General features: G+C 50.7%; 24 protein-coding genes, 1 tRNA gene and 2 pseudogenes. 13 read left to right on the top strand and 14 right to left on the bottom strand.

Annotation, left to right across the window (positions count from 1 at the left end; translation table 11 throughout):
* Positions 1-11: 11 nt before the first annotated feature.
* From EDM55_RS14165 to EDM55_RS14145, 6 genes are all read right to left on the bottom strand, one after another.
* Positions 12-1,205, bottom strand: a complete 1,194-nt coding sequence (locus tag EDM55_RS14165; RefSeq protein WP_122960573.1) for a M20 metallopeptidase family protein — start codon at positions 1,203-1,205, stop codon at positions 12-14.
* A 150-nt stretch (positions 1,206-1,355) separates the two neighbouring features.
* Positions 1,356-1,814: a hypothetical protein gene (locus EDM55_RS30990; RefSeq protein ID WP_246070913.1), complete on the bottom strand. Its 459-nt coding sequence runs from the start codon at positions 1,812-1,814 to the stop codon at positions 1,356-1,358.
* A 14-nt stretch (positions 1,815-1,828) separates the two neighbouring features.
* Complete coding sequence (locus EDM55_RS30985; RefSeq protein ID WP_246070912.1) at positions 1,829-2,575, bottom strand: hypothetical protein; 747 nt, start codon at positions 2,573-2,575, stop codon at positions 1,829-1,831.
* Between the two features lies 1 nt (position 2,576).
* The gene (locus EDM55_RS14155; RefSeq protein WP_122960572.1) at positions 2,577-2,873 is read right to left on the bottom strand and encodes a DUF7948 domain-containing protein; all 297 of its coding nucleotides are present in this window, start codon (positions 2,871-2,873) and stop codon (positions 2,577-2,579) included.
* A gap of 193 nt (positions 2,874-3,066) precedes the next feature.
* Positions 3,067-3,540 carry a dihydrofolate reductase gene (locus tag EDM55_RS14150; protein WP_092274699.1) on the bottom strand — a complete coding sequence of 158 codons (474 nt, stop codon included), beginning with the start codon at positions 3,538-3,540 and terminating at the stop codon, positions 3,067-3,069.
* The gene (locus tag EDM55_RS14145; RefSeq protein WP_092274696.1) at positions 3,537-4,331 is read right to left on the bottom strand and encodes a thymidylate synthase; all 795 of its coding nucleotides are present in this window, start codon (positions 4,329-4,331) and stop codon (positions 3,537-3,539) included. Before EDM55_RS14145 ends, EDM55_RS14150 begins: the two co-directional genes overlap by 4 nt.
* Before the next feature lie 134 nt (positions 4,332-4,465).
* On the opposite strand from EDM55_RS14145, the gene pdxR reads away from it, so the two are divergent.
* Positions 4,466-5,932: a MocR-like pyridoxine biosynthesis transcription factor PdxR gene (pdxR, locus tag EDM55_RS14140; protein WP_122960571.1), complete on the top strand. Its 1,467-nt coding sequence runs from the start codon at positions 4,466-4,468 to the stop codon at positions 5,930-5,932.
* A 364-nt stretch (positions 5,933-6,296) separates the two neighbouring features.
* Here pdxR and EDM55_RS14130 read toward each other — a convergent pair whose 3' ends face one another.
* Positions 6,297-6,503: a cold-shock protein gene (locus EDM55_RS14130; protein WP_092274690.1), complete on the bottom strand. Its 207-nt coding sequence runs from the start codon at positions 6,501-6,503 to the stop codon at positions 6,297-6,299.
* 131 nt (positions 6,504-6,634) lie between these two features.
* On the opposite strand from EDM55_RS14130, the gene EDM55_RS14125 reads away from it, so the two are divergent.
* From EDM55_RS14125 to EDM55_RS14115, 3 genes and pseudogenes are all read left to right on the top strand, one after another.
* A complete protein-coding gene (locus EDM55_RS14125; RefSeq protein WP_092274687.1) occupies positions 6,635-7,093 on the top strand; it encodes a hypothetical protein in 459 nt (152 codons plus the stop codon).
* A 192-nt stretch (positions 7,094-7,285) separates the two neighbouring features.
* Positions 7,286-7,849 (top strand): annotated as a pseudogene (locus EDM55_RS14120) (sodium:solute symporter family transporter); the annotation flags it as partial.
* A gap of 350 nt (positions 7,850-8,199) precedes the next feature.
* Positions 8,200-8,532, top strand: coding sequence for a hypothetical protein (locus EDM55_RS14115; protein ID WP_429795233.1), 333 nt, complete (start codon positions 8,200-8,202; stop codon positions 8,530-8,532).
* A gap of 149 nt (positions 8,533-8,681) precedes the next feature.
* On the opposite strand, the gene EDM55_RS14110 is transcribed toward EDM55_RS14115, so the two are convergent.
* From EDM55_RS14110 to EDM55_RS14100, 3 genes are all read right to left on the bottom strand, one after another.
* Positions 8,682-10,349: an S-layer homology domain-containing protein gene (locus EDM55_RS14110; protein WP_122960569.1), complete on the bottom strand. Its 1,668-nt coding sequence runs from the start codon at positions 10,347-10,349 to the stop codon at positions 8,682-8,684.
* Between the two features lie 261 nt (positions 10,350-10,610).
* On the bottom strand, positions 10,611-12,578 hold the full coding sequence (locus EDM55_RS14105) for a dynamin family protein (RefSeq protein WP_092274679.1): 1,968 nt from the start codon (positions 12,576-12,578) through the stop codon (positions 10,611-10,613).
* Positions 12,575-14,224, bottom strand: a complete 1,650-nt coding sequence (locus EDM55_RS14100) for a dynamin family protein (protein ID WP_373863382.1) — start codon at positions 14,222-14,224, stop codon at positions 12,575-12,577. The genes EDM55_RS14105 and EDM55_RS14100 overlap by 4 nt, the downstream gene beginning before the upstream one ends.
* Before the next feature lie 199 nt (positions 14,225-14,423).
* Here EDM55_RS14100 and EDM55_RS14095 point away from each other — a divergent pair, with 199 nt between their 5' ends.
* From EDM55_RS14095 to EDM55_RS14085, 3 genes are read left to right on the top strand one after another with little or no spacing between them, the layout of a single operon-like run.
* Positions 14,424-16,001 (top strand): spore germination protein, encoded by a 1,578-nt coding sequence (locus tag EDM55_RS14095; protein WP_092274676.1) that lies wholly within the window; start codon positions 14,424-14,426, stop codon positions 15,999-16,001.
* A complete protein-coding gene (locus EDM55_RS14090; protein ID WP_092274673.1) occupies positions 15,998-17,104 on the top strand; it encodes a GerAB/ArcD/ProY family transporter in 1,107 nt (368 codons plus the stop codon). The genes EDM55_RS14095 and EDM55_RS14090 overlap by 4 nt, the downstream gene beginning before the upstream one ends.
* On the top strand, positions 17,097-18,317 hold the full coding sequence (locus EDM55_RS14085; RefSeq protein WP_092274670.1) for a Ger(x)C family spore germination protein: 1,221 nt from the start codon (positions 17,097-17,099) through the stop codon (positions 18,315-18,317). The genes EDM55_RS14090 and EDM55_RS14085 overlap by 8 nt, the downstream gene beginning before the upstream one ends.
* A 224-nt stretch (positions 18,318-18,541) precedes the next feature.
* Here EDM55_RS14085 and EDM55_RS14080 read toward each other — a convergent pair whose 3' ends face one another.
* The 3 genes from EDM55_RS14080 to EDM55_RS14070 form a co-directional block, all read right to left on the bottom strand.
* Entirely contained in the window at positions 18,542-19,069 is a 528-nt protein-coding gene (locus EDM55_RS14080; protein WP_092274667.1) for a type 1 glutamine amidotransferase domain-containing protein, read from the bottom strand.
* A gap of 226 nt (positions 19,070-19,295) precedes the next feature.
* Positions 19,296-19,378 (bottom strand) — tRNA-Leu (locus tag EDM55_RS14075).
* A gap of 250 nt (positions 19,379-19,628) precedes the next feature.
* On the bottom strand, positions 19,629-20,102 hold the full coding sequence (locus tag EDM55_RS14070; protein WP_092274664.1) for a hypothetical protein: 474 nt from the start codon (positions 20,100-20,102) through the stop codon (positions 19,629-19,631).
* Between the two features lie 138 nt (positions 20,103-20,240).
* Between EDM55_RS14070 and EDM55_RS14065 the strand changes: the two genes are divergently transcribed.
* The 6 genes and pseudogenes from EDM55_RS14065 to EDM55_RS30965 all read left to right on the top strand — a co-directional run bounded on the left by EDM55_RS14065 (position 20,241) and on the right by EDM55_RS30965 (position 22,354).
* A complete protein-coding gene (locus EDM55_RS14065; protein ID WP_092274661.1) occupies positions 20,241-20,474 on the top strand; it encodes a hypothetical protein in 234 nt (77 codons plus the stop codon).
* Positions 20,475-20,613: 139 nt separating this feature from the next.
* Positions 20,614-21,042 (top strand): metallothiol transferase FosB, encoded by a 429-nt coding sequence (gene fosB / locus EDM55_RS14060; protein ID WP_092274658.1) that lies wholly within the window; start codon positions 20,614-20,616, stop codon positions 21,040-21,042.
* 192 nt (positions 21,043-21,234) lie between these two features.
* Entirely contained in the window at positions 21,235-21,366 is a 132-nt protein-coding gene (locus EDM55_RS30980; protein ID WP_258957863.1) for a hypothetical protein, read from the top strand.
* Positions 21,359-21,445: pseudogene (locus EDM55_RS30975) on the top strand (protoglobin domain-containing protein); the annotation flags it as partial. The gene EDM55_RS30980 and the pseudogene EDM55_RS30975, both read left to right, overlap by 8 nt.
* Positions 21,446-21,515: 70 nt before the next feature.
* Complete coding sequence (locus EDM55_RS30970; protein ID WP_246071159.1) at positions 21,516-21,977, top strand: hypothetical protein; 462 nt, start codon at positions 21,516-21,518, stop codon at positions 21,975-21,977.
* A complete protein-coding gene (locus EDM55_RS30965; RefSeq protein ID WP_246071158.1) occupies positions 21,974-22,354 on the top strand; it encodes a CZB domain-containing protein in 381 nt (126 codons plus the stop codon). Before EDM55_RS30970 ends, EDM55_RS30965 begins: the two co-directional genes overlap by 4 nt.
* A gap of 21 nt (positions 22,355-22,375) precedes the next feature.
* Here the strand turns inward: EDM55_RS30965 and EDM55_RS14050 are convergent, their stop codons facing one another.
* Complete coding sequence (locus tag EDM55_RS14050) at positions 22,376-23,464, bottom strand: chymotrypsin family serine protease (protein ID WP_092274655.1); 1,089 nt, start codon at positions 23,462-23,464, stop codon at positions 22,376-22,378.
* Positions 23,465-23,627 lie beyond the last annotated feature (163 nt).

Here is a 23,627-nt window from a genome sequence, read left to right as displayed (position 1 = left end):
CTGCGATAAAACTAGCCCTGATGCGATTCTAGATAAAGCAATGCCGTTCGTCCCAAAAGCTCGCCTGCTATCAGCATCGAATCTTCGTCGATATCAAACCGAGGATGGTGATGCGGGTATTTCGCGAGCTTGTCCGGATTGCCTGCACCTACAAACAAATAGGCACCCGGTACTTTCTCCAAGTAATAGGAGAAATCTTCCCCGCCCATCAGAGGCTTCATCTGCTCCACCCGATCTTCGCCAAAGGCTGCGAGGGCGGCTTCCCATGCGAGGGACGCTTCCTTTTCGCTGTTGATCACAGCAGGATAGCCGCGTTCATACATGACTTCTGCACGGCCACCCAGCAAGGCAGCTGTTCCTTCTGCGATCTCGGTCAGGCGCTGCTGGGCAAGATCACGCACATCGGGCAAAAATGTTCGTACGGTTCCGGTGAGTCGGCAGCTGTCGGCAATGACGTTGTTGTTGTCTCCGCCGTTGAAAGTCCCCACCGTCACGACTACACTCGCCAGTGGACTGATGTTGCGGCTAGCGATCGTTTGCAAATTGCCTACCAACTGGGAACCGATCACGATGGAATCAATCGTCTCTTCCGGTACAGCACCATGCCCGCCGCGGCCTTTAATTTCAATGACAAAATCGTCGACGTTTGCCATGATCGGTCCGCCGCTGATGAATACCTTGCCGACAGGAAGCATCGACCAGAGGTGAACGCCGAAGATTGCGTCTACACCGTCTACCGCGCCATCTTCCGCCATCTGAGTAGCTCCGCCTGGAGATTCTTCCTCCGCGTGCTGGAACAAAAAGCGGATTTCCCCTGCGAACTGATCGCGGCGAGGAGCCAGAACAGTGGCAAGACCCAGCAGCTGGGAGGTATGCGCGTCATGACCACAAGCATGCATGACTCCAGGGACTGTCGATTTGTATTCCACTTCTTTTTGGTCTTGTATGGGAAGGGCATCAAAATCAGCTCGCAGAGCAACGACTGCGCCAGGGCGACTGCCTCGCAAAACGCCTACGACACCGCGTCCACCTACTCCCGTTTTCACCTCGTCAAACTGTAATTCTCGCAAAATATCCGCAATGAGCGCGGGTGTTTTTTCTTCTTGAAACGACAGCTCCGGATGCTGATGCAGATGACGTCTCCAGCTGATGATCTGGGGCTCAACGGCCTGCAGCAGTTCTTTCAATTGCTCCTGTAAAGACATCTTCTTCTCTCCTCTGCGGTTGCTCACGCTACTTTTGTCCCTATCATAGCAGAATTCTCACACAAATGGGGAAAAACGAAAAACCCTGACGCGCGAAATCGTCAGGGCTTCCTCACGAAAAAAGAGGCATCTTAGACGTGCTTTGATCCTTCAAAAAGGCGTTACGGCAATATCTGATATTCTCAAGCAATCCTCAGCCAGCAGCTGCTCATTCGGCACGACGGATACAGTTGCAGAGAATAGGACGGCACCACCCGGAGCGGACAGCGTGAACAAGATGGCATCAGGCACCCCTATTGCCGTTTCGGCAATCGTGAGCGAATAGTTCAACGTCTCTTGCAAGCCCGTCGACACAAACGTTCTTACGCCCGATCCCGTGACCGTCAAACCTCTCATGATGGCAATGCCCGGCAAAGCAGTCATGCATGCAGGAGAGCTGATGGACGTAGGAGAAAAATGGAAGCTTTGGTCGCCAGGGAGAAAGTCCGGCACGTTATTGTCAAAGCAGTTGAAGGTAAAGGTACTGCTTCCTGGTTCGCAGGCTGGGCAGATGTCTGCGATGATTTGGACTGTGCCAATCGCCAGCACCTGCAAAATTCCTATCGTCACGGACACATTCGGGATCAAGGCGTTGGCCGTTGCCTGACAATCGCAGCTCGGAAGCGGATAGATCGCCGGACACTGTGGCGGAAACAGAACCATGGGGCAGAGTAGTCCCGGTGTGGGCGACGGCACGGGATGGTTAGCTGAACGTCAACAGGCAGCATGCCCCCCAGCAGTACGTTCCCAGACGACTGACACTCGACAGCAAGCGTGCGGCAGAGAATGTTGGCTTCGCCCAGCGGTTCAGGAAGGCAAAGCACTACCTCTTGTTCGAACTGCACAGCTGGCGAGAACTGACACAGCGGTATGCCGTCCGTAAATACGCCAATCGGAAGCGCTGCCGAAAAGAGGAAGCGCACTACGCCGACACGGACAAAAGCTCCTCCGACCATGATCGATTCCCTGCGCATGCCGATGATTTGACAGGACGGGGCTGGTATCGGCTGGTCCAGACACGTGAAGGTGACCTGCTGTCCTGCGAGAATGGCCGCATCGACAAGCAGCCTGCAATCACTTGGGATCCCGATTTTGCTGTGGTAGGAGCTGGCGAGAACCACCCAGTCGTACACCTTTGGGACAAGGACACATTCTGCTTGCAGGTTATTGGGAGTCACTCTCGGAGTGGGAGCAGGATCAGATGCCCTTACCGTAACGTTGAAGGTGGATTCAGCAAATCCGCCGCAAGGATCCGTCAGCATACACGTCACGGTATAACCGGCTGGACAGCTGTCGGATTTGACTGAGGTCTGCACCCGGCTGTATGGCAAACTAGGCGGGATCCCTGCCTTTTAGGTAGTGGATTCTGCCAGGAAGCAGCTTTTTTCCTTCCGGCTCCTGACTACGCTCGGCACCGAGAAAATGCAAATCCAGACGCACGCCGCTCTGCCCTTTTGCAGTCAAGAAAAGCATCACAGCATCCCTGGAAAAATAGGCAGCAAACTCGGCCCCTCTCCACTCGTAAAGAATGTGCTCTTCCCTTTGACCGACATTGGGTACGAAGTAGTTTGCTTGCTGTTTGGGAGAAGACTCAAGGATTTCCTGTCGATTGCTGGCTAGGCTGGACATATCCCCCATCACTCCTTTTACGCAAGTCATTTACCTGTATGTGTATGTTTAAGAGTCGCACAAGTGTGTGGGCGATTTCTACCATCGCACCCAAATAGCTAGGGAATCGTCTCTCCTATCGAAGGGGAGCATACAAAAAAGCGGGAAAAGAGCTCGTCTCATCCCGCTTTGTCGAACAGCTATTCGCTTGTCTTTACCGTTTTTTGTCATAAACGTAGAACGCATGTGGATAGCGATTCTTTTCGTCAACGACTCCCTCGCGCTTCTCGACCAAGGTGTACGCCTCCTGATCCCAGTCCGGAAAAAACGTATCTCCCTCTGTCTCCAGGTCGATTTCCGTGATGTACAGCCTGTCCACCACATCGAGAAACTGCTTGTAGATCTCGGAGCCGCCAAAAATGATCACATCGCCTAGGGCCACCACTTCTTCTTTCGTATGAACGACATCTACGCCTTCCGGATGAAACTCCTGATTGCGCGTCAGCACGACATTTCTCCGATTCGGGAGCGGTCTGCCCAGCGATTCAAACGTTTTTCGCCCCATCACGATCGTCTTGCCCGTCGTCAGTTCCTTCACATGCTTCAGGTCAGCTGGCAAATGCCACGGCATGACGCCGTCCTTACCGATCACCTGGCCACGCGCATACGCCACGATCAGACTGATCATACCGCCACCTCACCTTTGATGTGCGGATGAGATTCGTATTCGATGACTACAATATCCTCATACTTGAAATCAAAGATGGACGTTACGTCTGGATTCAGCTTCAGCTTTGGCAGCGGCTTCGGCTCACGTGTCAGCTGCAGCTTGACCTGCTCTACATGGTTGAGGTACAGATGCGCGTCACCCAGTGTATGCACGAAATCGCCTGGCTCAAGTCCTGTCACATGAGCGATCATGTGGGTTAGCAAAGCGTAGCTCGCGATGTTAAACGGGACGCCCAAAAACGTGTCGCCACTGCGTTGATAGAGCTGGCATGACAGCTTGCCATTAGCTACGTAAAATTGGAAGAGAAGATGGCACGGAGGCAGAGCCATCTTGTCCACCTCTGCGGGATTCCAGGCGCTCACGATCAAGCGGCGCGAGTCCGGATTGCGTTTGATTTCATCAATTACCCACTGGATTTGGTCGACTGTTTTTCCATCTGCACCTGCAAACGAGCGCCATTGCTTGCCGTAGACAGGTCCCAGATTCCCGTTTTCATCAGCCCACTCGTTCCAGATCCGCACGCCATTTTCTTGCAGGTAGCGGATGTTCGTATCCCCGGACAAAAACCAGATTAGCTCATGAAAAATGGATTTGGTATGCAGCTTCTTCGTGGTCACCAGCGGAAAGCCCTCACTCAAATCAAAGCGCATCTGATGTCCGAATACGCTGATCGTCCCCGTCCCTGTCCGGTCTTCCTTGGTGACACCTTCATCTAATATGCGCTGGCACAAGTCCAGATATTGTTTCAACGTAATCCTCTCCTTTAATTTCTCTGTTCTATAGTAACGATAAGGGACCAAAATGGAAAGCCTCGTTTCGTACGCAACCTCATTTTACCAGCATGCTATAATCAGAGAAACCACAGATGAAAGCGGGATTATGCATGGATGATAAATCCAACGCCAAAACCAATCACAAGCAAAAAGAAATACCCCGATACAAGCAAATAGCCGAGCAAATCGAGCAGAGGATCGCTGGCGGCGAATTTCCGCCAGGCAGCTACCTGCCCTCTGAGCGTACACTTGCAAACGAGCTCCACGTCAACCGCTCCACGATTGTAGCTGCCTACGACGAGCTGCAGGCAGCAGGCGTCATCGAACGAAAGCAAGGCAGCGGCACGATGGTGAGCGAAGATATCTGGGGCCTGGCCCGCACACGTGTACCCAACTGGCGACATTTAACGGAATCCGGTTCATTTCGCCCGAATCTCCCTCTCATCCGAAAAATCAGGAGGGAAACAACGCAGGAAAACGAGCTGATTGATTTGGCGAGTGGAGAGCTGTCTTTCGATCTGGTTCCCACGAATTCCTTGCAGCAGCTACTCACCACGGGAGACTTCCCTTCCCATCTGGGCTATGAGCATCCACTCGGCAACGGTCCACTCCGGGAAACGCTGCGCGTACATATGAAAACGTGGCGCAGCATTGATACGACGCCTTCTTCTATTCTCATTACCTCAGGAGCGCAACAAGCCCTTCACCTCGTCGTACAATGCCTGCTCAAGCCGGGTGATGCCGTGGCCATCGAGTCCCCATCGTACTGCAACTCGCTTCCGCTCTTTCATTCGGCTGGCCTTCGTACGTTTTCACTGCCAGTCGATGAGGATGGCATCGATCCCGAACAGCTGATAGAGCTGCATCGGACGCATCGCATCAAAATGGTCTTCGTCAACCCAAACTACCATAATCCAACAGGAACGTTTCTCTCGTATGAACGCAGGGAACGACTGCTCGCCATCTCAGCCGAAAACGGCATTCCGATCATCGAGGATGATCCTTACAGTCTGACCTCCTTTTCTGGAGAGCCTGTTCGTACGTTAAAATCCATGGATCGGCATGGGACGGTTCTATACATCAGCTCGTTGACCAAAATCGTGGCCTCTGGCCTGCGGATCGGTTGGATTGTCGGGCCCCAGACCGTGATTGAGCGATTGGCGGATGCCAAGCAGCAGTTTGATTTCGGCCATAGCATCTTTCCCGAGTGGCTAGCGGAACGCTTTCTCGCCTCCCCCGATTTCGCACATCACATCGAGCAGCTACGCTCGCAGCTTGCCTTTCGCTGTGATCAGCTAGCTTTTCATTTGCTCGACACATTTGGTGATCTTATCGAGATGCGTCCGCCAGAGGGGGGCATTCATCTCTGGTGTCGTCTGCTTGGCGACTTCAGTGAGCAGCGCCTCCTGTCAGAAGCCGTGAAACGTGGACTGGTATTTGTACCTGGTCACTTGTTTGGGTCTTCCCCCGGATTTGTCCGCTTCACCTTTGGGCGTGCCCGTCTGGAGCAAATCCCGGAAGCTGTCGTTCGATTTGCTGACGCCTTAACCGCAAGTGGATGGGTAAAAAAACAGTAAAGTGGATGGCCACATTTTAAGCGGGTCATTATATGATCGACGTATGCCAGACGGAGAGGAAGGTCCTACTTATGCCCATTTTTCCATTTATCATAGCGGTTTTCATTCTGGTCAGCATCGCCTTGGTCCTCACGTTCAGGATTGGGCTCAATCCCGCAGAGAGCAAACAGCGGAGTTTTGCTCATCGCTCGCGAAACCTGCTGATTATTTATGGCGTCATTACATTTTGTCTGATTATCGCCCTATCCATTTTCCTGTATCTGCGATGATCACATCCAAAGAAAGCAACAAAGACGCCGTCGGATCTTCTCCAGAAAATCTGACGGCGTCCACATTATCGTTATAAAAATCCTCGAATTTCCCTTTAAACGCCTCGACGTTCTACGTTCGCAGCCTGCAGTCCGCGCTGTCCATTCACGATTTCAAATGTAACCTGCTCGCCCTCTTCCAGGTTGCGGTAGCCAGAGCCCGTAATCGCCGAGTAATGAACGAAAACATCTGGCCCTCCGTCTCTCTCAATGAAACCATATCCTTTTTCCTTGCTGAACCATTTTACTTTCCCTTGAATCATTGTGTTTCCTCCCTGTAATCAGTGCAGCTCTTACGCTTACCCCATCATATGCGGATGCACGGAAAGGTGAGATACGATAAAATAAATAAAGTGTGCAGATGAACAAACAGCAGGAAGGAAGTGAACCTCCCATGCGTAATGCGGTGATCTTGGGTTGTGCGCTGCTTCTCACAGCGTGCTCGGAAATTTCCGAAGGGGTACAAACCGCCCAGCAGGCCGTAGAAACAGGCAAACAAGCGATTGAAGTGGGAAAGCAAGCTGTAGAGGCAGGCAAGCAGCTGGCAGAGTCTGAAATTGCCCAACAGCTAAAGACCTATCTCCAGCAAAAATACGAATCTTCTGAGGCTTTGCGAAATGCGATGTTCAGCGGGGACGGGCAGCTTGTGGCAGACGAATTGAAACAAACAGAGCTGGCTAACTTCAGCTTTTACAAGTCGGATTTGTTTGGCGTGGAATACTCCGGGCAGCTGACTGGGGACGGCACGTTCAAGGTACTCAAGCACGATTTGAACAATCCAAGTGCTGAGCCTGTTGTGGTAAAGGAATTCAAGGTATCCTTGGACAGCGCTGGTCAAATCCAAGTGCAATAAAATAAGTCTGGAAGAATCACGAAAAGCTTGCGGCTTCTTGCTGCAGGCTTTTTTCGTATAAGTAAAAAATATTTTATTGTCACTATTTTTATTTTTCACATTTTGTAATAGATATTTATATATACGCATGTTATTGTTTAATACGTTAATATTATTTTAAAAAATATTAAACACAACATATGAGGTGCTTCAATGAACATGCTGCTCGTTTCCATCATTGTGTACATGGCAGGCATGCTGCTGATCGGGTACTATGCCTACAAGCGTACCTCCAATCTTAGCGACTACATGTTGGGAGGACGAACGCTGGGTCCTGCTGTAACCGCTTTAAGTGCTGGCGCTTCAGACATGAGCGGCTGGCTGATGATGGGGTTGCCTGGTGCCATGTACGCCCAAGGACTTAGTGCTTCATGGATTGCCATTGGCCTTACACTGGGTGCTTATGCAAACTGGCTTTACGTCGCCCCTCGCCTTCGCACATACACGGAGGTCGCCAACAACTCGATTACCATTCCTTCCTTTTTGGAAAACCGCTTTGGCGACGGTTCCCGCATGCTGCGTCTCGTATCTGCTTTGGTTATTATGATCTTTTTTACCTTCTACGTTTCTTCTGGACTTGTATCAGGCGGTGTGCTGTTTGAAAATACCTTCCACTTAAGCTATACCAGCGGCTTGTGGATCGTAGGCTTGGTTACTATCGCGTACACCTTGTTTGGCGGGTTCCTTGCCGTTAGCTGGACTGATGCCGTCCAAGGAAGTTGAATCACAATTTGACAAGTATCAGCAAGCCAATAACTAAACACAATAGCGCCCCGCCTTTCCGAAAAAGGATTGGACGGGGCCTTTTCGATTATTGACAGGGAAGTAAAAAATGACTAGAATGTAGCAGTTGTTAAAATGCTGCTCCTCGGAGACACGAAATAATTGGGGTTGAACTCTTTCCAATGAATGTTAAAACAGTCTTTATTTGTCTATATCTCATGTTCGTTTACTGGCTTTCCTTGCAAGTTTCTTTCTTGGACACGTTATTTTTCCCTGCATTAGGGGCATTTTGTTTTCTATTCGTCTCGCGTTCCTTCCGTATTTCCGAAATGAGTAAAATTACTTTGGGGGCAACTGTTTCGTCCGTGATCGGGACTCTGTTTTTTTTCGTTTACCCAAGCCCCATCTCGTTATTTGTAAACGTACTCCTCACGATCTGGATGATTAATCGGTTTAAGTGGAATGCACCCCCGATCGTTGCCGTCTCCCTCATACCGTTCTTCTCACAATCCAGCCATCATTGGTTTATACCGCTATCCGTGTGTGCAGTCATGCTTGGTGTCATGCTTGTCCTCCTCATAGCGGAGCTCGTAGAAAGTAAGTGGTCTGCTCTATCTTCCTTCCTTGTGAGAAACAAGGTAGCCTCGGATGCCGAGAAGCTGGATATCGCAGGGTAAGCCATCACAGAAAACAACATTAGAAAACTTGGCTCCGCCAAGCTTTGCGGTGGAGCCATAGTTGCACTTATACTGGCTAAGAATCTTATAAATTCTTACTGTACAAAAAAAGCCAACATGAGGTTGGCTTTTTTCTTGTTAATCCGGCTTTATTTTTTGCTGATAGCAATCTCTGCGTCCAAATCTTCCCCATCGATCTTGGAAGTCAGGGTCACGACATCGCCATCCACGTCAACCGAATAGGCCGAATCGATTTCGTCGTTATCTTGGAGAGCGTCAGCGATCTTGTCTGCGATTTCCTCGGCAGAATCGTTGTCATCCACATCGATTTCTACCTTCTCATCAATGTTGTCATCTTCAATCGCAATCACATACGTCTGGTCGGAGGTTGCATTCGACTTCACAGTAATTTTCCACGTTTCTTCATCAGATTCGCCCAAGGAGCCTTTCGCTTCCGTACTGTTCAGACCAAGCTCGTTCAAAGCGCTTCCGCTAAACTTGATGCTAGGTACTTCATCTGTCGGGCTATTGTCGGTTTCGAAGACAAAATGGCTATTCTCAAAGGAAACCTTCACACGATCATCGTCTCCCAATGCGTCCCCAATTGCCTCTTCCAACGCTTCGGCAACCTCATCACCATCGTCTTGCGTGCCGTCGATGTCATCCAGATCGATCCATTTTGCACGATCTCCATTCAAGGCGATGGAAAGCGTTTCGCCTGTCAGATCAGGTGTGCTGTCGCTCACACGGGAGCCTGTTTTCACTGCTTCCTCGAAGTCATCACCATCGTTGCCATCCGAAGCCTTTTCAACTTTGAAATCTACATCGTCCTCGTCATCGCTTGTTGTATAGGCATAGATCGTGGTGATCTCGTCATCCTTTACAATCGCATCGATTATCATGCCTTTGGACAGCTTGCTCATGCTCGACGCTTTCCCATTGAGCTTCACCACTACATCGTCCGCAATTTCATAGGCTTTGGAACCGATTTTCAGCTCTTCCTCGTCTTCATCGATAGCCGCAATTGTGCCTTTTACGTGGTTGCCGGATTCAACCGACCCGAACTTGCCGAGCAGACGGTTTACAAATACCGCCATTTCCGCACGGGTAACAGGTTTGTTTGGCTTGAACGTTTTGTCCTCATAGCCTGCTACAAGCGATTGCAGCAATGCGTACGACAAATATTCCCTTTCTTCATCGCTGAGATTTGCGATATCCCCGAAGAACAGGTTGTCCTCATCTACATCATCGATATCGACGTCGAGCGCGTTTACCAGCAGCTTGATCACGAACAGTCGGGTAGCCGGTTTATTCGGCTCAAAGTCTTTCGAATCTACAATGTGATTGATCAGGGCAAGTTTGACAGTCGTCTGCGCCCAGTCTGGGACTTCGTAGCCTTTATAATCGCCATTTGTCATCAGCTCTTTGTTTTGTGTCAGCAAATTAATGACCATCGTCAAAGCCTCTAGCTGCGTAACAGGCTTGTTCGGACGGAATGTATGATCCGGATAGCCTTTGATAATGGAGCGGTCCACCATGTTTTTGACCATAGACTCTGCCCAGTGCTTTTGCAGATCAGTGAAACGATATTGGGTTGGATACGAGTTTCCAGGCTTGAAGTTATTTTGCGGGAAGCTGATTTTTTGCGTGTTTCCTTTTTGGTTGTTGCCCTTGGCGTTTTGGTAGTTGCCATTCCAGTTGCCGTTGCCATTACCATTCCCGTTTCCATTTCCGTGAGCACTAACCGCTGTAGCAAAGGAGACGCTCAAAGAACTTGCCAGGATCGCTGGCAAAATTTTGTGCTTCCATCTTTTCATAGGTTGTTCCTCCTCGATCCCTGATCATAATTTTTATCTGAAATGGCAGACGTGAAAATTCGAGAAGAAGTTGCAGTCTTTGTTCTTTTCTTTTCCTTTTGAGACTAAACACCTACTTCTGCATTAGAAAACTTGACTGCGCCAAGCCTTTTGGCTCAGCCTTAGTTGCACTTATACTGGATAAGAATCTTATAAATTCTTACTGTATAGAAAAAGACACCCAAGAGTCCTATCTTGAGTGTCTTTCGTTCGTTTTTCGTCCTATTGAAGCTCACCAGCGACTCGATCCAGCTTGCCTTGGAGCTCATCCAGATCGACGTTCATATCCAGTGCAGCGTACAAACCTGTAAAGTACGCATTCACCTGATCGATGACGCGAGCACGTTCGACTCCTACCAGCTCTGTAAAGATTGTAGCAAATTGATCAGCCAGCTGTTCGTTTCCCGCTGCGACGTAACTTGCAACCGGTTCCTGCATCCGTTTTTCCAGCTCATCGCGCACCTTGAGTTTGCCATCCTGTTCAAAAAAGTCCTTCGTATTTTTAAACAGCGCCAGCGCCGGTTGGAAAGCGGAGACTGCTACCGGCAGCTCCTCGGCAAACTGCAGCGTCTCAACCTGACGTGGTTGGTACGGTGAGAGCGTCAAGCCGCTTGCAAAAGCTTGCACGTCGTTTTGCCATTGCTGGGCCAGCATAACACCCTGCTTGTTGAGAAACTTCTCCAGGCGAAGCGTCGTCGCACGCAGCTCCTGAGCCAAATCGTAGCTGATGGAGCGCAATAGGTCCGTCAAGCTTCCCTGAAGAGCCTGTTTCATGTTGCGGCCATCGTCTTTTAGCACAGACGAGTTGAAAGCGAAGTTGAACAGCTCGTTGAAGCGGAAGAAAAGGCGCTGCTTCACATAGTAGAGCAGCTCTTCCCTTTCCTTTGCCAGATCGCGTTCAAAGGAATTCGTCGCGAGCGACTCGACAGCTGTCAATGCGGAAGCCTGTGCCGTTTGCGCCGCTTCCTTGCGAGCCAGTCTTTCGCTCTCGCCTGACTGCGCCATTCTCATGAACTCAGTCAGTGTATGATGGGCACGACGAATTTCACCGATCGCCGCGTTTACAGCGATTTGCGTCAATTCCTCAATGGTAAAGCGCAAGAACTGTGCCTCGAAGTTCGCCATGCCAGACAGCTTGAATGCTTCCTCGGCTGGCATCAGCTCTGCGCCTTCTGCCGTTTGCGTCCGTTGGCGGTACACCTTCTCCGCAGATGCTGCCAGCTTGCCTTTTTCGTGCATGCGTGCCAAGAGAGCGGTCTGGCTCGATACCGGATAGATGCGCGGCAGACGGATTCCGCAGGTCAAAAGATTTTTCTCCACGTGCGTAATAACGCCTTGCAGCTCTTCTTCGGAAGCCGCCAAATCGGCTGCGTTCACGATGAAGAACATTTTATCCATCTCAAACGTATCCTTCACGCGTCCCATTTGCAGCAAAAACTCGCGGTCAGCTTGGGAGAATGCGTGGTTGTAGTAGGTAACGAACAAGACGGCATCCGCGTTTTTCATGTATTCAAACGCAACGCCGGTATGACGGGCATTGATCGAGTCCGCACCAGGAGTATCCACCAGAACGATTCCTTGATCGGTCAGGGGACAAGAGTAAAACAGCTCAATGTACTCGGCAAAGCAAGCCTTTTCCTCTTTGGCTACAAATCCCTTAAACGCTTGCATATCCACGAGCAGCTCCCCATCGAGGTGCGCTCCCATTTCCGGCAGACCTTTCGTAACGGCCTTCAGAAACGTATAGTGCGGCTTGGCAGTCGGTGGAATTTGCGCGACGTCAATTTTTCCAAGCTCTGCAAGCGCAGCTTCCAAACCGGAGGCATGCAAACCAAACACAGCCAACGAGCGCAAAACGTCCTGTTCAATCGCGTCTCTGCTTTTCAAGACTACGCGAACGGTCCCATGTGGATATTCGTCGGTCGGAGGCATGATTTTATTGATCGCGGCCGTAGTCGGATTCGGGGAAACCGGCAGGACCATATCTCCCATCAGCGCATTAGCAAAGGAGGACTTCCCTGCACTAAATGCTCCGAACAACGCAACGGTAAAACGGTTGGCTTCGAGACGATCCGCCCGATCCAGCATCGCTTGCGCCTGTGCTTGCATACCTGGTACAGCGACGATTTCTTCACTTGTGCGCCGAAGCTTTTGTGCCGCTGCAAACAGTTTTTCTCTCAATTGGTTCATGATACTTGTTCTCCTTTTTGCCAAATCGCCTGCAACTGCTCTCGTTGTCCCTGCTCCGCTGCTGTCAGCTCAGCCAGCTTGCTGTGCACCTGTGCCAGCTCGCGTAATTGATTCAGTCGTGCTTGCAGTCCTTCGCTTTGCGCCTTTACCTGCTGCGCCAAGCGAGAGACCACCTGCTCGATAAAAGCAAGGCCTACGCGACGGTACTCCAGCTTGATTCCACCTGCGAGGTCGCTGCAGTAGTTCAGCTCGTACTCACGTGACTGTGCTCCATCCTTGATATGAGCAGCCAGCAGCTCTGGCGTAAGCGCGATGGTCGTCGCATGAACAGCCGCATTGTACTCCTCATCGCGTATTTCGTACGCCTGCGGCAGCTTGTTCATCAATTCCTTGAAGTGGAAATCCAGATTTCCGGCCACTTTTTCACGCAGATCCGCCAGCAGCGCTTCTTCTCTGCGTGCCCGCTCTTCCTCGGTCTTTTTGCCCGCAAACAAAAAGCCCATCTTGAACCCTGGCTTTTTGCTCTCCAAATAGCTCCGCGCCGCTTCATTCGTGCTGAAGTAGGTCAAACGTGCATTGTCCAAGAGCACCGTGAGCTCTTTTTCCATTTTGCTGCGCGCTTCTTCTGTCCGTTTGTCCAGAACAGCCGCCTCTGCTTCTGCCTGCTCCAGCGCCCCCTGAACAGCCGCAGCATCCCGCTGATCCAAGCCTTCTACGCTTACGTCATCCAGCTTGCTCTCCCATTCCTGACGTACGCTTTCATTTGCTGCCTTCCATACCTGGATATGCTCCTCGATTAGATGCTCAGCAGCACTTTTCACACTGCGGCCGACCAGCTCTTCCCGACTTGCAATCAGGCTCGACAGCTTGCTTCTCAGCTCTTCGTACTGGTTTTCCGGATGATCCGGCTCAGCCAGCGAGGTGTAGAAAATACCGTCTGGATGAATGTTCCAGGTCGCAAACGCTTCTTCCACACTTTCCTTGTAGCTGTCAAAGTCCAACTCAAAATCAATGTGCTTGTCGATCATGTTCACGACAAGATAGACCGGCTTTCCACGGTCTTTCAACGTTTTCGTGAAGTTGAAGTTTTCCTCAGCCTGTACGTGGTTGTAGTCCATCATGTAAATGACGACATCCGCCAAATGGAGGGCGGATTCGGTTGCGATTTTATGCGCAGCATCCGTCGAGTCAATCCCCGGTGTATCCAGTAGACTGGAATGCTCGTCGAGGAATGTTCCCGGGTAGGAAACTTCTACAGATTCCACCGTATCTCCGTCAACGGCAAACTGCTTGAGCTTCTCCATCTCTGTATCAGGATCGAAGGTGATCACGCCGCTGTTCAACGTGTACACGCGCGCCGCCTTTTCCCCTCCGCGAATCTTGACCACGTTGGCACTGGTCGGAATCGGATTGGAAGGCAGCAAATTTACACCTAACAGTGTGTTGATCATCGTCGATTTCCCTGCGGAAAAGTGTCCACAGAAAGCGATGTTCAACTCCGCGCGCTTTGTCTTATCCGCAAGCTGCAGCATTTTCCCTGGGGTCGTTGTATCCCCGTTTTCTTTCATCCGCGCCGCTAGTTCTTCCCATGTATGAGCAAGCCGGGTAAAATCCATTTCCCGGATCAATACTTGACTCTGAAGCACTTGCCTACCACCCTCTCCTACGATGCAAATTCTCTCTACTACCTCTCTATTCTACCATGCCGAATGTACCATACCTGATGCGGTTGTTCAATTATTTGTGCGAAAGTTTCGAGTGGAACTTTCATCCGCATACTTTCCCCTTCTTTTGGAAAAAATCGCTCTAACATGTTATTCGCTTTTTTTGACGGGGGGAACACTCATGTTGCGCAGAATACTAGCACAGCATCGCAGGCAGAAAGCTTCCTCATCCGAGCTGCCCAGGCAAGAGGCAGCACAGCCCATTTCTCTCTCCTTGTCTTCGAATTTGCAGGAGAACTTAGAAACGATCAAAACCTTGCTGGGCAATTCACACGATCTCTTAACACGCTCCTTTTTCATCGGAAATACCCAGCATTCCTGCGCTGTCGTCTGCATTGACGGCTTGGCCAACAGCGCCATGGTGCACGAACAAATCCTAGCCAACATCCAGTTGATGATTTCTACAGCGGAAAAAACGGTACCCGACGACCCCGAGGAGATCCTGTCCCTTTTATTCGAGGAAGTCTTGTCCGTCATTGAAATAAAAAAAGAATCTGATTTCCAGTCGATGCTCGATTGTGTCCTATCAGGCGATACCGCTTTACTGATCGACGGCACCAATCAGGTCATCGTCATCGACAGCAAAGGCTGGGCTACGAGGGCTGTGGAAGAGCCTGCGGCAGAAGGTCTCGTTCGTGGACCGCGTGATGGCTTTACAGAGAGCATCCGGGACAATACGGTACGAATTCGCAGAAGAGTCAAAGACTATCATTTGCGGTTCGATGGATCAATCGTGGGGGAACGAAGTAAAACGGATCTCGTCGTCGCCTACATCGACAACATCGTGGACAAAGAGCTGCTGGATGAGGTCAAGCGCAGACTCGCCACGATCGACATCGATGAAGTAGAAGAGTCCGGGTTCATCGAGCAGTGGATTGAGGATGATTTCTTATCCCCTTTTCCGCAAATTCACAGTACAGAGCGCCCCGACAAGGTAGCTGCTTCTCTCTTTCAGGGACGGATCGCGATTTTGTTGGATGGCACACCCGTCGTGTTGATTTTGCCCGTCACCTTCGGATTGTTCCTCCACTCCCCCGAGGATTACTACGAAAGATGGATTGTCGGCACGCTGGCACGACTGCTTCGTTACATCGCCTCCTTTTTGGCTGTCTTTTCACCATCGTTCTACATAGCACTCGTAACCTTTCATCCTGGACTGATTCCGTCTGACTTAGCTTTTTCCATTGCCGCAACGCGTGACGGTGTCCCCTTTCCTGCATTTCTCGAAGCCATCCTGATGGTTACCACGATGGAGCTGCTGCAAGAGGCGGGACTACGCCTGCCGAAACCGCTGGGGCAGACCGTCGGCATCGTAGGCGGTCTCGTCATCGGGGATGCCGCCGTGTCTGCCGGGATTGTCAGTCCGGTTATGGTTATCGTCGTCGCACTCACCGCGATCGCATCGTTTGCCATCCCCTCTTATCAGCTGGCGATCGCTTTTCGGATGATTCGTTTCTTCGCGATGTTCACTGCCGCTGTTTTCGGAGTATATGGCGTCATTCTCAGCTTCATTGTCATCATGATTCATCTGTCCAACCTGACGAGCATTGGCTATCCGTACTTATCGCCTTTTGCCCCGCAGATGCCACGGGATTGGAAGGACCTGATTCTTCGCGCGCCTATCACCTTCTTGAGAAAACGACCAAAAGCACTGCATACACAAGATGAAACTCGCATGAGAACAGGGGATCAATCATGAGCGCTCAAACATTAGCCGAAAAGCTGATTAGCAAAAACCACATGGGAATCAACATCGCCTCCGTAACTATCGGAGTGGGCATCTTGACATTCCCACGCACCTTGGCTAAAGCAACGGGAGCCTTTGATGGCTGGATTTCAATCGTGATCAGTGGTGCCGTTGCCTTCCTGATCGGCTGGTTGCTTGCCAAGCTTGCCGCTCGCTTTCCCAGGCAATCCTTTTTTGAATACACGTCTCTGATTGCCAGCAAGCCGGTCGGCTACGTCTTAACCATCCTGATTTGCATCTACACGATGCTGTTTGTCTCTTTTGAGGTGCGTGCGATTGGCACCATCGCCAAGCAATATTTGTTTTACAATACGCCAGTAGAGATGATCACCCTGAGCTTTTTGCTGGTGGTGCAGTATGCCGTAGCAGGCTCGCGCGTTGCTCTGCTCCGCCTGAACCTCTTGTTTATGCCCGTCGTTTTGTACGTCATCGTAGTAGTACTGGTGTTTGCCCAGCCTCTCGTCGAAATCGAAAACGTTCGTCCGTACTTTTCTTCGAGCTGGAAAGCTCTTTTGCAGGGGTCCAAGGATGTCGGGCTTTCCTATTCCGGATTTGAGATTATTCTTTTCTATACGATGCTCATGAAACGACCGGAGGAAGCAGGCAAATCTGTGTTTTTGGGACTTCTCATTCCCGTTGTCCTGTACATGACGATTTACGTGTTTGTGATCGCTGTGTTCTCTGCGGAGGTGGCGAAAAACTTAACGTTTCCGACGATCGAGCTGGCCAAGGAAGTCGAGGTTCCCGGCGGCTTTTTCGAACGCGTCGAGTCTATCTTTTTTACAATCTGGATCATGACTATTTTCAATACCAGCGCGATGTGGCTGGATATTACCGTCCTCAATCTGACTTCCATGTTCAAAAAGGTAGGCAAGATGGTCTGGATCCTGATCCTCTCGCCGATCATTTACTTTATTGCGATGCTACCACAGAACCTGATCGACTTCTTTTCGTTTGGAGACAAGCTGACTTATTTCGGTCTCATTATTGTCTATCTGATACCGATCTGTTTATTGATCATTGCTTTTTTCCGCGGGGTGAAGGGCAATGGGTAAAAAATTACGTCTCTATGTGAGCATGCTTCTGTCCACGATTTTGGTCAGTGGGTGCTGGGATCAGGTACAGATTGAAGAGCGCGGATTTGTGGTAGGTGTAGCCGTAGATGCCCCCCGCAACGAGAATGCAGAGGAGCAAGCGGAACAAGAAGCGCCCGAAAAGCCAAAGGGAAAGCAGCGTTTCCTGGTTACCAACCAGATGGTCATTCCCGGAGGACTCGTAGCTGGTGGTCAGTCCACCGGTCAAAACACCACGAACGAAGCGTATCTCAACATCGTCTCGGAGGGTGACTCCCTGTTTGAGGTATCGCGCGAATTTGCAACCCGTGCGAGCAGAACTCCTTTTTACCAGCATCTAAAGATCATCATCTTTTCCGAGGAAATCGCCCGCTCGAAAAACGGCTTTGGCAACGCCATCGATGTGCTGCTTCGCGATCCCGATGCACGCCGCAGCACCAAGGTCTTTATTTCCAAGGGAGATGCCAAAAATGTCATCGAAGTGAAACCGAAAACAGAGAAGCTCCCTTCCCTGTACATCAATTCCATCGGAGAAAACAACGATAGAACGGCACGTATGCTGCCTGTCATGCGGATCGGAGATGTACACGAGCAGCTCCTCAATCAGTTCAGCTTTACCCTGCCTCGTATCACGGCGGAAAAACAGGAAGTAAAGATAGCAGGTGCCGCCCTTTTTAATAGCGATCATATCATGGTGGGTTTCTTGGGCGAGGAAGAAACGGAGGGACTTAATTTCCTGACTAACCAAATAAAAGGAGGCCTCTTGAAAGCCAAATTTAAAGAGGATTTGGGTGTCCTGAGCATTACGGGGGCAAAAAGGAGCATCGTCGCGGATACACGAAACAAGGAGCACTTGAAATTCACCTATCAGATCGAATGCGAAGGGGCCATTATGGAGTCCTTTGACCAGATTGATCTGCTCAACAAACAGGTGATGGAAAAGCTTCAGCTGGCATTCGCCAACGAGATTGAACGCCTATGCCGGGATACGATTACCAAGGTGCACAAGCAGCTTCCTGTAGACGTCATCGGATTGGGCAGCCATCTGAAGCAATACCACAAGGATCTATGGAAAGATATCAAGAACGATTGGGAAAAGGGCAAGCGTTTGTACGGAAAATCCGAGATTAAAGTGGTCGCTCAAGTGTACATCCGAAACATTGGCGGGATCAATCGCGCCGAACTCGGAAGGTGATTTTCATTGAAATATTTATTAGGTCTGCTGCCCCCTTACTTGACTTTTACGGGTGTCATCCTCTCGTTTCTAATTCCCTATCTCTTTTTGAAAATCAATACAAAAATTCATGAACTCGGCGATCCCCCCTGGAAGAAAAAGGGACCGACCAAATCTTAAAAAGCTCACCTATGGGGTGAGCTTTTGCTTGCAACGATATGGTTGGATGGCGAGTTCAATCCTGTTCAATACTCCCCTGCGAGGACGTCCGCAAATGCCTTCGCATAAGCCGGCAAGTCTGGTGGGCGTCTGGAGCCAATGATGTGCCCGTCAACGACTACCTCTTCGTCTACCCAAATCGCTCCAGCGTTCTCCATGTCGTCCTTAATTCCGGGAGTGGACGTCGTCTTCACACCTTGGAGGATTTTGGCGGATACCAGGACCCACCCAGCATGGCAAATGTGCCCGATCGGCTTCTTCGCCTGGTCCATCTCCTGCAGAAAGGTGAGTATCTCCGGATAGCGGCGCAGCTTGTCGGGGGCCCAGCCGCCAGGAACCAGAACGCCATCGTAATCCACAGCGCGCACTTCGTGAATGGACTTATCCGATACGCAAGGGACGCCGTATTTTCCTTTATAGGTATAATTCGCCTGTGGCCCTACGAGATCGACGACAGCCCCTTCTTCACGCAACCGAAGAACGGGGTACCACAGCTCGAGATCTTCAAATTCATGCTCCACATAGCAGACGATACGTTTTCCAGAAAGTCTCACAAGATCAGCCTCCTTTTTCTCTCATTGTAGCAGGACTTAAGCTTTGGTACCCTTTTACTGGCTCAAGATATTAGAAAACTTGGCTGCGCCAAGCCTTTTGGGGCAGTCTTAGTTGCACTTATACTGGATATGAATCTTATAAATTCTTACTGTATGAAAAAAGTGAGAAACAGGTTTTACACTCTGTTTCCCACCTTACGTAAGAAAAGCACTATGTATAGATTGCTGGTGCCGGTAGAGGGACTTGAACCCCCACGGTTTCCCTCACGATTTTGAGTCGCGCGCGTCTGCCAATTCCGCCATACCGGCCAATCATGATATCGACGGTTTCATCTGGTCAGGAAAACAGGCTGTCCAAGCCAAGAGCTCTACCAAGCTGTGCCATCCCCTAAATTTCGACAAATTTCGCACCGTCAATACTTCATTACTATACAGGCAAATGGAGCCAAAATCAATACCGGATTTTTCTTACAGAAATGAAGAGAGGGAGACCACGACACAAAGCGCTGGCAGCTGTTCCTATGCCCTTTTTCGTGCTTTCGACTCCCTCTTTCTTTCCTCACATGCACCGGGCACAGCATCCTGCCAACGGCGTCCGCTCACGTCCGGGCAAGCTAAACGGGTAGTCAAGAGGATGACGCCCTACGACGATCCACCTTCCATCTGCTCTTTTTCGCAGCTGGTACACGCGAAAAAAACGGTCGCTCTGATCAAAGGCAAACCAAACAGCTAACGTGACATTCGATCCGCACCGTGAAAGCAGCTGTGTTTTTACAATAGGTGGAGCTCCGATCGTATCCCCTACCGGCACTGCCAATCGACCGTTGATCCGGCGTAAATCCAGATTTCTGATCACGCGGCTCGCCAGGCAGGGAGTCATGCTCTTTTGCAGAAACCGGCGAATTTTTGCGACCGATGAAAAACGCGGAGGCAGTATTCTCCCACGGTTGCCTACTCGTTTTTTGGCGGAGAGCACGATGGTAAAAAAAGCTCGCTCTGTATTTCTCACCGCTTGCACCCATTTCTTTTTCATCCCGCATTCCTCCCTCCTATCAAGGGTATGCAGACAGAAGCGCAAGCGGTTGGGCTTCTGCCTTGCATACATATTCGACATGGAGAGCGGACAAATTATTGTGGTGCTCTGCCAACATCACTTCGAGGAGGAACAAGCATGCCAAGCCAAATCAATACGGACTCCCTGAAAAAAGCGGAAGTTTCTACTGAACTCGCGAAAACGATGATCAACCAAGCCATCCAGCAATCTGCTGCAAACCCGCAGCTCGCGGAAGAAGCCCTCAAACAAGCTTCTCAGGAAATCGCCCAGGCGCAAACCATGGTGTCCCAGGTGCAATCCACCATCCAAACGCAGCAGCAGCAGCAACAACAGCAACAACAATCCAAGTAAGACCTTCCCTTACCGGCAGTGGGCAAATCCGAGGGGGACTTCCCTTGTCTGGATTTGCCTTCCTGCTCTACTGGTCAAATGTCTCTCCCTCTCGTAAAATGGGCTTATAAACCCGTATGGGGATTATTGGGAGGAGATTATGTTGCTTCAACCGTCTGGGATTAATCATTTCCTTTTTTCCGTGTCCGATCTGGAACGGTCTTTTGTCTTTTATCGCGATGTATTGGGAGCCAAACCACTCGTCCGCGGGAGAAAGCTGGCTTATTTCGATTGGAACGGATATTGGCTGGCTCTGAATGAAGAGGTGGACATTCCTCGTCAGGAGATCCATCAGTCCTACACCCACCTCGCCTTTTCAATCGCCGAGGAGACATTTGATTCCTGGCTCGAGCACCTCCAAAAAAACGAGGTCTCCATCTTGCCTGGCCGGGAACGCGACGTGCGTGACAAGCGCTCTATTTACTTTACCGATCCTGATGGACACAAATTCGAACTGCATACAGGTACACTCGAGGATCGGCTTGGATATTATCGGCAGGAAAAGGATCATATGACTTTTTTTGAATAGGATAGGATGAAACTTATGTTCTTCTTTACAAACATTTCACAATTTCCTAATAGATCTGGCCTCCTCGCCCTCCCTCTGTGATTTGGGCAAATGATATAATGAAGCCATCAACGACCTATTCATTCCGAATAGGTCGTGTTTTATGAATAGACCGGGGTATCGAAATGTTTGGTAAGAATCAACCAGGAGGATATGGAGCGAATCCGGAAGCCGGATCCGCTGCTCCACGAGCATTTGGATTCCATCACCGATCGACATTATGAGATGCTGAAAGAGTTCGTTCCGCCGTCACCTGCAGTCACTCCCTGCCAGTCAAATGGATGATGCATTTGTCGCCGGCCGCGAGAAAATCGGTGAGGTTCACAGCCGGATCGGTCTGGCTCCCGAATGGTACACAGGCTCCTATTTACGTATATACGAGTATATGATTCCCGCCATCATTCAAGCCTACTCCTCACGTCCTCGAGCTCGTCATGCAAATCGACAAGATCAAGCACGTCCTCGATACAGTCGAGACAACAACGAAGGAAGCCAGCACGGTGCAAAATGCCTCGGAGCAGCTGTCCGAATCCGTCCAAAGGATAGCCCACTCTGCCCAGCATGTTGCTGAAAACGCTACCACCACGATGGAGCAGGCGATGGCTGGCAAAGAAATCATCCAGTCTTCCCTGAGCAGGTTCCTGTCCATGGCCGATGAGTTTTATGAAATGAAGACCAAGATCGCTCACCTGATGACTTCCATTGAGAATATCTCGCAGGTCGTACAGGTCATCCGCAGCGTAGCTGATCAGATGAGCGACCACGTCACCCAAAAAGTCAGTCAAACGCGGGATGCCATCGAGCTGCTCGAGGAAATCGTCGGCAACATTGAAAAACGTCAGCCGTTCCACAGGACACATCGCCTCGATCGCGCAGGAGCAGCTTGCACAAAATGAGTGTCAGCCAGACAGTTCAGCTCAAAGCCAAGCACTATCTGCGGATCGTCAAGACGGATCATCTGCTGTGGAAATGGTGGCTGTACAACTTCATGCTCGGTTATCACCATATCGAAGAAAAAGACCTGGCCGACCATCATCAATGCCGTTTGGGCACGTGGTACAGGGAAGTCAAAGGGAATCCAAGCATTTCTTCCTTGCCTGCCTTCCAGCAGCTGGAGGAGCCGCATTGCCGGTTCCATGATATCGTCCGTGAGATCTATCAACTGGTTCGTGCAGGAAGACAGCAAGAAGCCGAAGCAGCCTATTTGTCACTGGAGGACATCTCCGCGCTCGTCCTGCAAAAGCTCGATGACCTGGCAAATTGTATTCGCTAACCCAAGAAGCTTTGTCAGCAGTTACCGTCCCCTCTTTTTTGAGCCGGTTCGCCTAATCGCTGCCTTTTTCATGATGATCTGGCGCAGCTGTGCCGCAGTCAATGGACGGGTATACCCCACACGCCTCCTGCGCCCTACAGCTGCCCTACGAAGCTGTCCAATGCTGCCATTCGCCCTTGCGACGCGGATTCCGAATGCCTGCATCGCCCAATGCACGGGAAACGAGATGGAGAGTCTGCCATCCTCTGAGCCTGCGAAGTTAACGGCTGCCGCATAGTTCCCTGAGGTAAGCCATACCGATCCGGAGTCACCTGGCAATGAAATTGCTCTCTGGCCCCGGATGACGGTCTGGTTGCGAAAACGAATGACACCCAGACCGCCGACAGAGCCGTAATCCACATCAATGTCTGTATGAATAGACTCTACCACGCCGCTAACCCGGCCTGTCGTACGGCCCACTTTTTTGAACCTGGCTCCTACTGCATAGCCGGGTACATGTCCTCTAACCGCCCCCACTGTCGCATAACGGGGAGCGAGCAGGCGAGTGGACGTGGGGATGGACAGGGCTGCATCCAAGTAGTTGTTCGCGTTTTTACGAAGCCGGACAAACCTGTACAGCCTTCCGATTCGACTGATCCCGGATCGTCCGCCATCCGCCCCTCCCGGTTGAATCGTTTCAGTATAGCCACTGGTATTGTTCCTGTTGAGCACGTGGTTGTTGCTAAGCAGGTACCGTCGGGTTCGCCGGGCTGCCGGCGAGACGATGAGACCGGCTGTCCCGGATATGCCAGGGTATCCTACGCTGTAGCCGGCGACGACAGGACGGATTCTGCGACGATACTTTCGATGGCAGCAGCAGCGCCCCGAAGCGATGGTCCGCACAGGCACTTTGGCAAGCCCCTTTGCGAGATGCTTCTTCACATGGACATGCTTCGGACAGCGCTTCGCAACCGTCGCACTCGCATTTGCAGTATACAAGACGATGCAGTGACCGCCCTTTCTCTTAGTCCCCTTCTCAAAACCAACGCCAATGCCTATGACGTGCGGCATTTTCTTCCATGCCTTCACTAATTTCTGCTTGGCTCGCAATGCTTCTCGAAAAGTAGCCATGGAATCCCTTCCTTCCGCGATTTCTGTTTCCTCATCGTATGCGAAACTTGACCGCTTTCCTTGGACAGCTGACACAGGCTTGCTCGCCTTTTTTCACAGAACGCCCACGAAACGCAAAAAAACCGCCAAGCCCTTTTGGGAGCTGAAGTGACCCCAAAAAGTT

Source organism: Brevibacillus centrosporus (assembly GCF_003710815.1).
Taxonomy (GTDB): domain Bacteria; phylum Bacillota; class Bacilli; order Brevibacillales; family Brevibacillaceae; genus Brevibacillus; species Brevibacillus centrosporus.
The sequence above is the reverse complement of the archived record's forward strand: the minus strand, read 5'-3'. Positions and strand labels throughout refer to the sequence as shown.

Bases quoted from the DNA above. Each gene is read 5' to 3' on its own strand.
- EDM55_RS14155 (WP_122960572.1), bottom strand. From the start codon at position 2,873: ATGTCCAGCCTAGCCAGCAATCGACAGGAAATCCTTGAGTCTTCTCCC.
- fosB (WP_092274658.1), top strand. From the start codon at position 20,614: ATGTTGCTTCAACCGTCTGGGATTAATCATTTCCTTTTTTCCGTGTCC.
- EDM55_RS30965 (WP_246071158.1), top strand. From the start codon at position 21,974: ATGAGTGTCAGCCAGACAGTTCAGCTCAAAGCCAAGCACTATCTGCGG.
- EDM55_RS14125 (WP_092274687.1), top strand. From the start codon at position 6,635: ATGCGTAATGCGGTGATCTTGGGTTGTGCGCTGCTTCTCACAGCGTGC.
- EDM55_RS14065 (WP_092274661.1), top strand. From the start codon at position 20,241: ATGCCAAGCCAAATCAATACGGACTCCCTGAAAAAAGCGGAAGTTTCT.
- EDM55_RS30980 (WP_258957863.1), top strand. From the start codon at position 21,235: ATGGAGCGAATCCGGAAGCCGGATCCGCTGCTCCACGAGCATTTGGAT.
- EDM55_RS14150 (WP_092274699.1), bottom strand. From the start codon at position 3,540: ATGATCAGTCTGATCGTGGCGTATGCGCGTGGCCAGGTGATCGGTAAG.
- EDM55_RS14110 (WP_122960569.1), bottom strand. From the start codon at position 10,349: ATGAAAAGATGGAAGCACAAAATTTTGCCAGCGATCCTGGCAAGTTCT.
- EDM55_RS30970 (WP_246071159.1), top strand. From the start codon at position 21,516: ATGCAAATCGACAAGATCAAGCACGTCCTCGATACAGTCGAGACAACA.
- EDM55_RS14050 (WP_092274655.1), bottom strand. From the start codon at position 23,464: ATGGCTACTTTTCGAGAAGCATTGCGAGCCAAGCAGAAATTAGTGAAG.
- EDM55_RS14165 (WP_122960573.1), bottom strand. From the start codon at position 1,205: ATGTCTTTACAGGAGCAATTGAAAGAACTGCTGCAGGCCGTTGAGCCC.
- EDM55_RS14105 (WP_092274679.1), bottom strand. From the start codon at position 12,578: ATGAACCAATTGAGAGAAAAACTGTTTGCAGCGGCACAAAAGCTTCGG.
- EDM55_RS14085 (WP_092274670.1), top strand. From the start codon at position 17,097: ATGGGTAAAAAATTACGTCTCTATGTGAGCATGCTTCTGTCCACGATT.
- EDM55_RS14130 (WP_092274690.1), bottom strand. From the start codon at position 6,503: ATGATTCAAGGGAAAGTAAAATGGTTCAGCAAGGAAAAAGGATATGGT.
- EDM55_RS14090 (WP_092274673.1), top strand. From the start codon at position 15,998: ATGAGCGCTCAAACATTAGCCGAAAAGCTGATTAGCAAAAACCACATG.
- pdxR (WP_122960571.1), top strand. From the start codon at position 4,466: ATGGATGATAAATCCAACGCCAAAACCAATCACAAGCAAAAAGAAATA.
- EDM55_RS14095 (WP_092274676.1), top strand. From the start codon at position 14,424: ATGTTGCGCAGAATACTAGCACAGCATCGCAGGCAGAAAGCTTCCTCA.
- EDM55_RS14070 (WP_092274664.1), bottom strand. From the start codon at position 20,102: ATGAAAAAGAAATGGGTGCAAGCGGTGAGAAATACAGAGCGAGCTTTT.